Origin of the sequence: Marinobacter sp., assembly GCF_039977835.1 — a bacterium.
Taxonomy (GTDB): domain Bacteria; phylum Pseudomonadota; class Gammaproteobacteria; order Pseudomonadales; family Oleiphilaceae; genus Marinobacter.
On the sequence record NZ_JBDWCL010000013.1, the window covers coordinates 76,724 to 89,622 of the forward strand.

General features: G+C 56.9%; 11 protein-coding genes. 4 read left to right on the forward strand and 7 right to left on the reverse strand.

All coding sequences use genetic code 11. The annotated features are described in order from the left end of the window. Nucleotides 1–22: 22 nt before the first annotated feature. Nucleotides 23–463 (forward strand): universal stress protein, encoded by a 441-nt coding sequence (locus tag ABJM11_RS05550; RefSeq protein ID WP_348295917.1) that lies wholly within the window; start codon nt 23–25, stop codon nt 461–463. A gap of 34 nt (nt 464–497) precedes the next feature. Beyond that, nucleotides 498–1,910 carry an alanine/glycine:cation symporter family protein gene (locus tag ABJM11_RS05555; protein ID WP_348295918.1) on the forward strand — a complete coding sequence of 471 codons (1,413 nt, stop codon included), beginning with the start codon at nt 498–500 and terminating at the stop codon, nt 1,908–1,910. Here the strand turns inward: ABJM11_RS05555 and ABJM11_RS05560 are convergent. The 7 genes from ABJM11_RS05560 to ABJM11_RS05590 form a co-directional block, all read right to left on the reverse strand. After that, a complete protein-coding gene (locus ABJM11_RS05560) occupies nt 1,907–4,180 on the reverse strand; it encodes a GGDEF domain-containing protein (RefSeq protein ID WP_348295919.1) in 2,274 nt (757 codons plus the stop codon). The genes ABJM11_RS05555 and ABJM11_RS05560 overlap by 4 nt on opposite strands. Before the next feature lie 139 nt (nt 4,181–4,319). Beyond that, a complete protein-coding gene (locus ABJM11_RS05565) occupies nt 4,320–5,363 on the reverse strand; it encodes an extracellular solute-binding protein (RefSeq protein ID WP_348295920.1) in 1,044 nt (347 codons plus the stop codon). Next, on the reverse strand, nt 5,360–6,130 hold the full coding sequence (potC, locus tag ABJM11_RS05570) for a spermidine/putrescine ABC transporter permease PotC (RefSeq protein WP_348295921.1): 771 nt from the start codon (nt 6,128–6,130) through the stop codon (nt 5,360–5,362). Before potC ends, ABJM11_RS05565 begins: the two co-directional genes overlap by 4 nt. Then, nucleotides 6,127–6,987, reverse strand: a complete 861-nt coding sequence (potB, locus tag ABJM11_RS05575) for a spermidine/putrescine ABC transporter permease PotB (protein ID WP_348295922.1) — start codon at nt 6,985–6,987, stop codon at nt 6,127–6,129. Before potB ends, potC begins: the two co-directional genes overlap by 4 nt. Next, the gene (gene potA / locus ABJM11_RS05580; protein WP_348295923.1) at nt 6,980–8,107 is read right to left on the reverse strand and encodes a spermidine/putrescine ABC transporter ATP-binding protein PotA; all 1,128 of its coding nucleotides are present in this window, start codon (nt 8,105–8,107) and stop codon (nt 6,980–6,982) included. The genes potB and potA overlap by 8 nt, the downstream gene beginning before the upstream one ends. Next, on the reverse strand, nt 8,104–9,174 hold the full coding sequence (locus ABJM11_RS05585; RefSeq protein WP_348295924.1) for a TRAP transporter substrate-binding protein: 1,071 nt from the start codon (nt 9,172–9,174) through the stop codon (nt 8,104–8,106). Before ABJM11_RS05585 ends, potA begins: the two co-directional genes overlap by 4 nt. Before the next feature lie 103 nt (nt 9,175–9,277). After that, complete coding sequence (locus tag ABJM11_RS05590; protein WP_348295925.1) at nt 9,278–10,954, reverse strand: methyl-accepting chemotaxis protein; 1,677 nt, start codon at nt 10,952–10,954, stop codon at nt 9,278–9,280. Between the two features lie 229 nt (nt 10,955–11,183). On the opposite strand from ABJM11_RS05590, the gene ABJM11_RS05595 reads away from it, so the two are divergent. Further along, nucleotides 11,184–12,563 carry a CHAD domain-containing protein gene (locus ABJM11_RS05595; protein ID WP_348295926.1) on the forward strand — a complete coding sequence of 460 codons (1,380 nt, stop codon included), beginning with the start codon at nt 11,184–11,186 and terminating at the stop codon, nt 12,561–12,563. Then, nucleotides 12,544–12,897 (forward strand): DUF393 domain-containing protein, encoded by a 354-nt coding sequence (locus tag ABJM11_RS05600; protein ID WP_348295927.1) that lies wholly within the window; start codon nt 12,544–12,546, stop codon nt 12,895–12,897. Before ABJM11_RS05595 ends, ABJM11_RS05600 begins: the two co-directional genes overlap by 20 nt. The last annotated feature ends 2 nt before the right edge of the window (nt 12,898–12,899 follow it).

Below are 12,899 nucleotides of genomic sequence, written 5' to 3' on the forward strand. Positions count from 1 at the left end.
AACCGATTTCAGGGAGAAGAATATGTTCAAAAGAATCCTGGTGGCCGTTGATGGTTCCAAGTCATCCTTTAAAGCTGTGGACAAAGCCATTGCGCTACAAAAGCTCACGGACGCCGAGATCTATCTGATCTGTGTCTATAAACACCACAGCCTGTTTGAGGCATCACTTTCAATCGGGCGTCCCGATGGCATGGATATCCCTGACAAGGTTCTCTCTGATTACGCCAAGGAAATCGTCAACCACGCCAAGGAGAAGGCAAAAGAAAAGGGTGCGGTAAAAATCCGGGGCTTCGTCAAGGCCGGGCGCCCCTCCAGTGTTATCGTCAAATTTGCCCAGGATAAAGAAGTGGACCTGATTGTGGTGGGCACACGGGGCACTCACAGTGACAAGGACGGCATGCTGCTTGGCAGCGTGTCACACCGCGTCGCTTCCAAGGCGAAGTGCCCGGTTTTGGTGGTTTAAGAGTTTAAGGAAAACAACTGTTTAAGGACGAACCATGACCGCTATCGTGGATTTTCTGAACTCCATACTCTGGGGCTATGTTCTGGTATATGGCCTGCTAGGCGTCGGTGTCTTTTTCACCATTCGCCTGGGCTTTCTGCAGTTCCTCAATTTCGGTGAAATGATCCGGGCCATTCGCGGCTCCCGCGAGAGTGATGTTCACGGCATATCTCCGTTCCAGGCCTTGTGTACCAGTCTCGCGTCCCGCGTGGGTACGGGCAACCTGGCTGGGGTCGCGGTGGCACTCTATCTCGGCGGCGCTGGCGCCATTTTCTGGATGTGGATGGTCGCTCTGGTCGGTATGGCCACCGGCTATGCGGAAAGCACGCTGGCGCAACTCTACAAGGTCCGTGACGGCAAAGGGCAATACCGTGGCGGTCCGGCGGTTTACATCACCAAAGGCCTCAATGCGCCCTGGGCCGGGAGCATCTTTGCTGTCTGCCTGATTCTGTCGTTCGGGCTGGTTTTTAATGCGGTACAGGCCAATTCCATAGCCGATGCCATGGAGGGCGCCTTTGGTGTGCCCAAGTTCTGGGTGGGTGTCGTTATTGCCGTTCTGGCAGGTGTCGTGATTTTTGGTGGCCTGCGCTCGATCGTGCGTTTCGCGGAACTGGTAGTACCGTTGATGGCTGGCATCTACGTTCTGATTGCCATGGTCATAATGGCCATCAATATCACGGAAGTACCAGGCGTGCTGCTCACCATTGTGAAGAGTGCCTTCGGGCTGGAAGAAGCCGCCGGCGGCGCGGCAGGCTCCATTACGGCCGCGATGCTGAACGGTATCAAGCGCGGGCTGTTCTCCAACGAGGCGGGCATGGGCTCGGCCCCCAACATTGCCGCAACCGCGACACCGGCACCTCACCACCCCTCATCGCAGGGGCTGGTCCAAGGGTTCGGTGTTTTCGTCGACACGATTATTATCTGTACCGCCACAGCGGTAATGATACTGCTGTCCGGTGTCATGGAACCAGGCTCCGGCGTTACCGGAACTCAGCTCACCCAGGATGCCATGCAAAGCCATATCGGAGATTTCGGCGCCTACTTCATTGCCATCGCGATTCTGTTCTTTGCGTTCACCTCCATTGTGGCCAACTACACCTATGCGGAAAATGCGCTGATTCATCTCGGCGGTGACAATAATATTGCCATTACCCTGCTCCGCACGGCAGTACTGGGAATGGTGGTATGGGGTGGCTACGAGGCTGTAGTGACAGTTTTCAATGCGGCCGATGCCTCCATGGGACTGATGGCCACGATTAACCTCATAGCGATCGTGATGCTTTCGGGTACGGTGGTTAAGTTGACCAGAGACTACCTTGCCCAAAGAAAACAGGGTGAGGTGCCGCATTTCAAGTCAAAGGACTACCCGGAACTGCATGAGAAGATAGACAGCAATATCTGGCATTAGGCCACCTCTACCCTGTCCCGCCCGGCCTGCTTGGCCCGGTATAGCGCCCGATCGGCGAGTCCCAGCAGGCTATCCGGAGACTCGCTGCATTCGGGCCAGCTCGATACACCGACGGAGATCGTAACAGGCCCCAGGTCGATGCCATCGTGCTCTACCGGCATCAGCCGGATTGCCCTGGCAAGCTCCATCGCCTTGTCATAGGCGGCGTTGGCATTGGAACCCGCCATGATGATGACAAACTCCTCCCCACCAAAGCGGCACACCACATCACTGTCACGGAAGTGTCTGGCGAGCATACTCGCTACTGCCTTCAGAGCGGTGTCACCGGCCTCATGGCCATGGGTGTCGTTGAATTGCTTGAAGTGATCTATATCCACAATCAGCAAAGACAGCGGCTGGTCACTGCGAAGTGCGACGGCGGACTCGTGCTCAAACAACTGATCAAAATAGCGGCGGTTCTTCAGCCCGGTAAGGGCATCTTCATAGGAGTACTTGTGCAGTTCTTCGCGCAAGCCAATGCCTGAGAGAGTAATACCAATTTTCTGTACCCCCTGGCTCAGCGCCTGAAAAAGCCTGGCGGCGCCGTAATCGTTGCTAGCGCCCGCAAATTCCTCCGGCACCTCGACGAACAGCAAAGCCATGGGTACCTGCCCCTGTGTCGCAGACTGGATATTGATCCAGAGACACAGGGACCCTCCCACATCCTCTTCCCATTCCGACCAGGACTGGCCAGATTCCGCACTGTAACGGGCCGGAATCTGATTCTGGGGCGGCGGGCCATCAGGCGTTTCAATACGGGCGGGTGACTCGGGCTCTCCCGCGTAGCCCCAACGTGTCAGCAGCACGTATGCCCGACCGCCATCAACCCTCTGGTAAAGCCTTCCCTTGAGGGGACTGCAGAGGTCCGGAAGCCGGCGCGCCAGAACCGCGAATGTCTGGTTCAGGGTAATGCAATTCTGTAACTCCGCGATGATATCGTTGAGAACACGGGTTTTCTCATTCTCGAAGGTCAGCAGGCGAACCCTGGCTTGCTCAAGACGAGCAAGGGCCTCCGCCTTTTCAGTCCGCTCCGCAACCTGTTGCTCAAGCGACAGGTTTAGCTGCTGCAAGGCCTGCTGGGTGCGGGCGTAATGCCACAATGAGATCAACACAACTGACAATGAAAAGACCAGCGTGCCCCAGCTGACCGGTACCCTCCAAAAGGGAAGTACGCCATGAGCGACGGCCATATCCACCACCAGAAGACTGCAGAAGATGCCATAAGCGGCAAGTATGACCTGCTGCTCAACCTGCAAGTGGCGAAACCGCCTGACCATGACAATAGCGATCATAACCAGGGAGGTCAGCAACAGCGCATCGAATACGGGAAATGTGGATGACAGATCCACGAACCCTGATAACGCCATCCCGATGGCCGTAACCATATACGTCAGATGCACCTTCCAGACCAGGTTGATCAGCCATGGACGGTGGTCCGTCAGCCACTGCTCCAGAAGCAGGGCCATGGCCACCGGTAACATGTAGTAAGAGCCGGCTGCCAGATAATCCCAGGCCAGTGGCGCCTTCCAGAGCAGCTGGCTTGCCTGGCTCTCCGAAAGCAGCAGCAGCGCTGATGAAAAGGAAAAAAGAGCAATACTGCCGAAGCTCTTCTTTTCTGTCTGAAGCAGGGCAAATATCAAGGATAACAACGCAATAAGGGCGGAAAAGCCGGCAATCACCAGCGCATCAAGGGAATTCCGGAGGATAAAAAGGACAAGGTCCGGCCTGTCCATGATGGACACTTCTCCCCACAAACCTATATCGGTGTAATCGGAGAAGACGCGGAAATATGTTTGCTTGTCCTCGAAGCCCTCAGGCAGGGGAACGGCATGCCAGGGCCAGCCTTCGAAACGTCCCCTGCCCTGATGGTCAAACGTACCGAACTGGTAGATGTTCTCGCCATCCAGCCAGACCTGGACAATCAGGTCCACGCTGAATATGTAGAGGACGGGCTCCTGCCATTCGCCGCCGGGCAAGGTAACCCGGAACCAGACATGTTCATGCCCTTCTCTGCCTGGCGGGTTGGAGGGGAAACCGATTGCCTGCCACTGTTCCGGTTCGCCAGCCTGCACCCACTCCGGAACGCCGTCATCAGTAAACGGAGAGTCCCCCCAGCGATATTCCCAACCCGCCTCCAGGTCAACGGCGGCGTGAGCCGCTTGCACACCTGAAAGGCTCAAGAGGAGGAAGATGATCAGGCTGACGGCCTTTGAAGGAGACAGCTTCTGCATACGGCACGGCGCCTGTCGCTTGAAGATACAGTGCATACATTATAGAACACCCGTGTCATTAAACGCTCTCACGGGCGCAATAAACACGAATCTTTACCGCACCGATCAGCCTGTCATGCTTATGTACTGGACAATACCGTTACTGCCCGGACTTCAACATCTCCCAGTATCTGGTGTACACCTGCATGGCGTCGTCGCCCACATCTTCCTGAAACTCGGCGTTGGTGAGATCTTCCGGCGTCGGATAACTGGTGCGGTCGTTGGCCACTTCCTCGCTCAACAGTTCGCGGGCCGCCAGGTTGGGGGTCGCGTAGCCAATGTCCTCACTGATCAGGGCGGAAATTTCCGGTTGCATCACAAAGCTGATGAACTGGTGAGCGGCATCCGGATTGCCGGCGTTTTTGGGAATGACGAAGCTGTCCAGCCACACAATGGTGCCCTCTTCCGGATAGACATATTCCAGGGAGGGCATGTCTTCGTTACCCATGACCGCTTCGCCGTTCCAGATCATGCCGATGTCGGTTTCACCTTCCAGGTAGGGCATCCTTGGGGCGTCGGAGTTGAAGGTGCGTACCGAGGGCATCAGCTCGGTCAGTTTTTCATAGGCTTCCTCGATCTCGTCCGGGTCGGTACTGTTACCGGAGTAACCGAGAACCCGCAAACCGATGTGGAACACCTCGCGCATGTCGTTGGTAAGCATCACCCGGCCTTCGTATTCTTCGTCCCAGAGATCTTCCCACGCCGTTACTTCGCTGCCGTCGACGTCGTTGGCATCATAGGCAAGGCCGGTGGTTCCCCAGAGGTAGGGAACGCTGTATTCGTTGTCAGGGTCGATCTCCAGGTTGATCAGCTCGGGGTCCAGCTTTTCAAAGCCTGCAATCTTTTCATGATCAATTTTCTCCAGCAGGCCCTCTTTACGCATTTTGTTGACGTAATAGGTGGACGGCAACGCCAGGTCGTAATCCCCGCTTTCGTCCAGCAGCTTGAGCCGCGCGTACATGGCCTCGTTACTGTCATATGTGGTGTACACCACCTGGATACCGGTTTCTTCCTCGAAGCGGTCCAATACCTCCTGAGGCATGTATTCAGACCAGTTGTACAGATTCAGTACGCCTGGTTCCTCCTGGGAACTGCACCCGGTCAGGGTGGCAGCCACAAGGCCCGCGAGCGCCAGTTTTCTCATCGTTTGCTCCTTGTCAGTATCCATTGGGACAGCATCAACATTGTCAGGGAAAATACCAGTAACAGGGTGCCCAAAGCATTCACTTCGGGTTTCAGGCCCACACGCACCATCGAGTAAATGCGTAAGGGCAGAATTTCGTAGCTGGGGCCGCTTACAAAGGTGCTCACCACGACATCATCCAGCGACAGCGTGAACCCCAGCAACCACCCGGCCATCAGCGCCGGCATGATAACCGGAATCAACACCGTGCGGGTCATGGTGAAATCATTGGCCCCCAGATCCCGTGCCGCTTCGGGCAGGCTTTCGTCAAAGCCACTGAGCCTCGCCATAACGGTAATCACCACAAACGGCAGGCAGAAGGTTACGTGGGCCAACAGCAGCGAGACGAATCCAAGCTGCAGCCCCACCAACAGGAACAGCGCCAGTAGTGAAATAGCCAGGACAATCTCCGGCGACATCATCACCACAAACAGCATGCCCCGCAGCATGCGCTTGCCGCGAAAACGATAGCGGTGGAGGGCCAGCGCCGTCAGTGCACCAATAATCGTCGACACCGTGGCCGCCGCCAGTGCCAGCCACAGTGAATTCCACATGGCCTGAACCATGGCGTGATTGTTGAACAGCGACTCATACCACTCGAGACTGAACCCGCCCCACCGGTAGCCGGTACGGGAGCTGTTGAAGGAGAATACCACCAGCACCAGGATTGGCAGGTAAAGCAGCACATACACCAGGGTGAGGTAGGTTTTCGGCAGCCAGCGATTCACGCTTGAGCCTCCTCGCCCAGCCGCCGCTGGCTGAGGCGATGGGCAAACAGCAATACCGCCATGGCCACCGTCAGAAGAATGCTGGCCGCGGCGCCGAAGGGCCAGTCACGGGCGTCCAGGAACTGGTTCTTGATCACGTTGCCCACCAGCAGATTGCGCGAGCCACCAAGTATGTCCGCCACGAAGAACAGCCCCATGGCCGGCAACAGCACCAGCATCACGCCGGCCAGTACACCGGGCAGGGTCAGGGGAATGGTGACGTGCAGAAACGTTGAAAGCTTACCCGCCCCCAGGTCGTGTGAAGCCATCAGCAGCTCCTGCCTGAGATCATCAAACACCGAGTACAGCGGCAGTATCATGAACGGCAGTAGCAGGTACACCAGCCCGACAATCACCGCGCCTTCGGTATAGAGCATTTTCAATGGCTCGTCGATAAGGCCCATGCCCATCAGGGCGTTATTGAGCAGCCCGTTGGTGGCCAGAAGCAGCTTCAGTGCGTAGGTGCGCACCAGGGAGTTGGTCCAGAACGGCACGATCAGCAAGAAGATCAGCAGGGTCTGGCGCTGCTTGCCAAGGCCAGACAGGGCCCAGGCGAAGGGGTAGCCAATCAGCAGGCAAAAAATCGTGGTTACCCCCGCCATATAGAGGGAGTTTAGGAACACGTCCAGGTACAGGGGATCGAACAGTTGCCGGTAGCTGTCCAGATTCAGCGGCAGCGACAGGAAAGTACCCGGATCCCGGGTCATGACGCTGGCCCCCACCACCAGCAGATTGGGCGTAAGTACCAGGAGCAACAGCCAACCCCAGACCAGAACCAGCACAGCGGTTTTGAAAGGCTGCTGTAACACTCTATGCATCCGTAGCCAGCCCTTCCGCCTCTTCGTTTACCGGCTCCAGTTCGACTGGCAGTAACCACTCCCAGCCCTCCACCCAGCTGACCCGCACCGGCTCGCCCAGCTTGTAGTCGAACGTGGGGTCGTCTTCATCAAAAAATTCGCTGGCCAGAACCTCGGTGCCATCCTCCAGATGAATCACCGAATCCAGGGTACTCCCTTTGTAGTTGCGCTCGACAACCTTGCCGGCCAGGCCGTGGTCGTCTTCCGGGGCCAGCACGCGGATATCCTCGGGGCGTAACAGTACATTGACCTGCTCGCCTTCACGCACGGTAAACGCCGGTTTCTGCAGGGTACGGCGCAGCCCCAGAATATCCAGTGTGATTGCCCCGTCATCAACCGCCGCCAGATAGCCGGGGAACAGGTTGGTTTCGCCTACAAAGCGCGCTGTAAAGAGATTGGCGGGCCGCTCGTAGATTTCCCGCGGCGTACCCAGCTGCTGGATTTCGCCGTCTTTCAGCACCACCACCCGGTCCGACATGGACAGGGCCTCTTCCTGGTCGTGAGTGACGAATACGAAGGTAATGCCCAGTTCCCGTTGCAGGCGCTTCAGCTCTACCTGCATGGTGCGGCGCAGCTTGTAGTCCAGGGCAGACAGGGGCTCGTCCAGCAACAGCAATTGCGGGCGCTTGACGACCGCACGGGCAATGGCGACCCGTTGCTGCTGACCGCCCGATAGCTGATGTGGCTTGCGGCGGGCGAAGTCCTGTAATTGCACCATGGCCAGTACATCGCTCACCCGCTGGCGGATTTCCTCCTTTGGCCGCCTCTCCATTTTCAGGCCATAGGCGACGTTGTCGTAAACCGACATATGGGGAAACAGCGCGTAATTCTGGAACACCGTATTGAGCGGCCGGTGTTCGGGGGCCGCATGGGTGATGTCGTGGCCGGAGAGGGTTACCGACCCGGTGTCCGGCAGTTCGAAGCCTGCCATCAGCCGCAGCAGTGTGGTTTTACCGCAGCCGGACGGCCCCAGTAACGTGATGAACTCGCCGTCCAGAATGTCCAGATCCAGCGAGTCCAGCACGGTTTTGCCGTCGAACGCCTTGGAGACGTTCTTCAGCGAGAAGAGCGCTTCCTTCATTCACCCGAAACGCTGTTCAGATACGCCTTGTCGGAGATGTTCGTCCACTGACGTACCTGTTTCAGATATTCCTGCTGGGAGGTAATGATCTCTTTGGCCAGCTCATCCTTCTGAGCTTCTTCCTTCAGCAGCTTTTCGGTTGCCTCGCGTAGCGCTTCAATAACTTCCGGGGGGAAGGTTTTGTGGGTCACATCCGGATAATCTTCCTTCATGCGGTCCCAGGCCACGCCACTCTCGTGCATGCTCTGCATGTACATGTCATAGGCGGCGGTGCGCATGGACACCCTGAGGATTTCCTGCAGATCGGCAGGAAGCTTGTTCCAGGTTTTTTCGTTGATCAGGAACTGCACTTCCGCACCCGGCTCCTGCCAGCCCGAGTAGTAGTACTTCGCGATCTGATGGAAGCCCATCTGGAAATCCAGTGCCGGGCCGACCCATTCCAGAGCGTCGATCGTCCCTCTTTCCAGTGCGCTGTAAAGCTCACCTGGCGGGATATTGGTCACGGCGACACCGACCTCGGACATTACCTCGCCGGCAAATCCGGGTGTGCGCATTTTCAGGCCTTTAAGGTCCTCAACGCTCTCAATTTCCTCGCGGAACCAACCGCCCATCTGGTTACCCGTGTTGCCGCCAGGAAACGATAGCAGGCCGTGAGGCTGGTAGACCTTCTTCATCAGCTCCATACCGTCGCCATAATAGAACCAGGCGTATTGCTCAGCGGCAATCATCCCGAAGGGTACGGTGGTGAAGTACATGGCATTGGGAATCGAGCCCTTGTAGTAATAGGACGCGGTATGCCCCATATCGTACTGGCCCGCCTTCACCATATCGAAGATACCGAAAGGTGCCTTGTGCTTGTTGGAAGAGTCAATCCGGAACTGCAGGCGGCCATCGGACATTTTCTCGGCCATCGCTGCCATGTTGCGCGGCGTTTCGCCCAGAATCGGGGAGTTGGGCCCCCAGGTTTCAGCTAGGCGAATGGTGTAGGTTTCCTGGGCCAGCAATGAAGTGCTGGTCAAGCTCAGCATCAGAGCCAGTGAGGTCAGGAGGGGTTTGAACGTTAACATAAGCGAGCCCTTTTCCGTTTTTTATTGGAGTTGGATCAGTCGGCTCACATCATAGCCTGCTGGCCGGCTCACGCCAATCGTCAACCGGCCAACAGTAATCATTTTATACTTTGAACTGGCCCACCAGGTCACGCAGGCTCTCACCCAGGCGCGCCAGTTCATGGCTTGCTTCGTTGGTCTGGGTTACGCCAGTATCGCTACGCTGCGCTGCATCCACAATGCGCACCACGTTCTGATTAATCTCTTCGGCAACCTGGCTCTGCTGTTCGGCGGCAGTGGCAATCTGCGTAACCTGGTCGTGGATATGACCTACGGATTTCTCGATGGTACGCAGGGCATCGGTGGCGTGGTTGATTCGCTCGACTGTCTCAGTGGAACGGGTGCGTGAGGCATCCATCCGCTCAACCGCCGCGCGGGACTCAGTCACAAAGCCATCGATCATGCCGCGAATCTGGTCGGCGGATTCCGCGCTGCGCTTCGCCAGCTGACGTACTTCATCGGCAACCACCGAGAAACCACGGCCATGCTCACCGGCACGGGCAGCTTCAATGGCCGCATTGAGTGCCAGCAGATTGGTCTGATCGGTAACCGCGTGGATCACATCCAGCACCTGTGTAATCTCGTCGGTTTTCTCCGCGAGGTTGCTGATACGGGTCGAGCTTGCGTCAATTTCCTGCGACAGCTGATTGACTGAAGACTGGGCATTGGCGATGGTCTCGCCACCGTCCCTGGCCAGCTTATCGGCATCGGAAGCCGCGCTTTCCACTTCGTTGGCGTTGCCGGAGATCTGCTGGATAGTGGCCGCCATTTCGTTGATGGCTGAGGCGATCTGGTCAGTCTCGGAGCCCTGTTCCTGAACCGAGGCGCGGGTTTCCGTAGCAACACGGCTGAGCTCTTCGGCGGCAGACGCAACCTGATCGGTTGTGGCGCCCACTTCCCGAATGGTGTTCTGGATCTTCACGATAAAGGCATTGAATCTACGACCCAGCTCGGCCAGTTCGTCGTCACCTTCATCCGGCAGGCGGTGGCGAAGATCGCCTTCCCCCTCGGCAATGTCTTTCATCAGGGCGATGACCCTGTTGAGCGGGTTGGTAACGGTACGGCCCACGAAGATGCCGATTAACAGGGCAATAATTACCACAACCACGGTTACCATCACGATAAAGCCCAGGGTCTCGGCAATTTCCTGTTCAACGTCTGTGCGGGCGGCCGAAACCACTTCGTCAATGTCAGTGACATACACACCGGTGCCAATCATCCAGTCCCAGTCAGGAATGATGGTAGAAAAGGAAACTTTGGGTTCCACATCACCGGAGGCGGGATTGGGCCAGTCATAGCCGAAAAAACCACCTTCTTCTGCCGCATCGAACAACGACCGTACCAGCTTTTGCACATCCGGATTGGTTGTCGGCCCTTCCCGGGACGGGTCCGGCGCATAGGCCAGGTTTTCCAGGTCGCGGGCGTAGGCAAATACATAGTTGCCGCCCTCGAAACTTATGGAGCGCAGGCGATTACGTGCTTCTTCGCGGGCCTCGGCATCTGACAGGTCCGGATCATTCTTGGCCTCAAGAACTACGGAACGGGCGGCATCCACCAGGCTTTTCAGGCCCTCTTTACGGGAGTCGAGCAAGCTTGCCTCCAGCCGCTCAAGCTCGGCCTCACCAGCGCTCTTGATCTGGGCGACTGTAATCCAGGCAAGGGTCGCCGCCGTAATCAGTACAGGCACCAGCACGCCCAGCAACAGACGGGAACGAATACGTAGCCGGCTCAGTAAGGTCATTGGTTATCACTCCGTAAAATGTTGGATGCTCCGCGCAATTATCCACAATGGTGCATCGGGGTGTGTTCCAGTTTGTAATACGAACGTAAACAGGCAGGCGGCATCCCTGTATTTTCGCGCCGTAACTCGTTAACGTCCCGGGATATATTGCTTGAAGGTTTATCGGCAGACGGGCGAATGGCTTGAACAGGATTTAGACTAAAGGCCTAGCGCCTGCCCAGAGACACAGATGAAATACCTGTATCTGATTCGACATGCCAAATCGAGCTGGGCCGATAACAGCCTGCCCGACCATCTGCGCCCCCTGAACAGCCGTGGCCTGAAACAGCTCGGGCCCATGAGCAAGGCTGTACAGGCGGCGGGTATTTTGAATGGCCCGATATTCTGCAGCATAGCGACCCGTGCACAGCAGACCCTGCACGGCCTGGTACCTGAAGACCTGCGCCAGTACACCCACGTAGACCCCAGGTTATATACCTTCAACTATAAAGTGCTGGTTGACTGGTTACGCAAGGCAGAGGACTCGGAAAGCATTACCCTGATCGGACACAACCCAGCTTTGGAGGGGCTGGCGAGCTATCTGTTAAAACATGCGCCGGACAGCTTCCCCACCTGCGCTTTCATGCAAGTTGCGCTGCCCGTCCATCACTGGCACAAACTGGCAAGGGGAAAGGGTCAGCTGGAGCAGTTCCTCACGCCCCGAGACGTGAGCTATGAGCAGTTCAACCGTAAACGCCGGAAGACCCCGGGCAGTACAGGTGCTCCACCGACGCAACAAATCCCCGAAGCGCTTCAGCACCAATACAGTCGCATGCAAGATCTCGAAACCGGTGTAATCCAGGGTTATAACAACGAGTTCCTGCATCAGTACCGTATCGCTGTCCGACGCAGCCGTGCCATTGCCGAATCTGTCTGTGAAATCAACGCCGACACCGATCTGCGCAGGGCGGTGAAAACTCTGAAAAAACATGCCCGGGCCACCAGCCAACTCCGGGACCTTCACGTGTTCCTGGCAGATCTGCAGCGGTGGCAACTCGACGAAGACATACAGGCGGGGCTGACCAGCTCCGGCGCCAGAAGCTATTTCAGTAATCTGGCGGACCTTGAGCACCATGCTCTCACCACACGACTGACGGGCCGTAAATACCGGAATGATATGGGCGACTGGCACTGGCTCATTACATCCCGCCACTTTGAAAAAATAATCCGGAAACTGGCCACCGAAGACATCCGGAAGGCACTGAACAAGCGTATACAGCAATACAACACGCTGGCTCACCAACTGAGCGGGCAGTCTGCCGACAGCGATTACCACCGACTGCGGAAATTACTCAAGCGTATTCGCTACCTTGCCGAACTGGACAAACCTGCATTCCGGGAAATGCTCAGGCAACTGAAACATCGTCAGCAACGATTCGGCGATTTCCAGGATTTGCACGTGCAGATCGAAATGCTGGCCACCTTCTGTAACAGCATTGCCACCGAACCCGACATGCGGGTATCCGTGGCAGGGCTGAATAACCTGATATCGAGCCTGGCCTCAGAAAAGGCCTGCGTGCGGAATGAAATACTGACCCTTGGAGGTATTGATGGACACCCTGTTCTATGATGGCCAGTGCCCTTTGTGCGCAAAGGAAATCGGTACCCTGAGAAAGCTGCAGCGGGGCGACCTGGTTTTTGCCGATATCCATGCCCAAAAAAACCGCAAAGGCATGCTGCCAGACCGCGAAGCGATGTTGCGCAGGCTTCACCTGCTGACCGGTGACGGCAACTGGGTAATTGGCCTGCCTGCCAACGTGCGCGCCTGGTCTCACACCCGCTTCGGATTCTGCTTCAAGCCATTACTATGGCCGGGCATTTACCCCCTGGCAGCGCGTGTCTACGAGAACTGGGCAGACAAACGCTACGAGCGGAAATACGCCTGTGGTACCTGCGCGGTGTAACC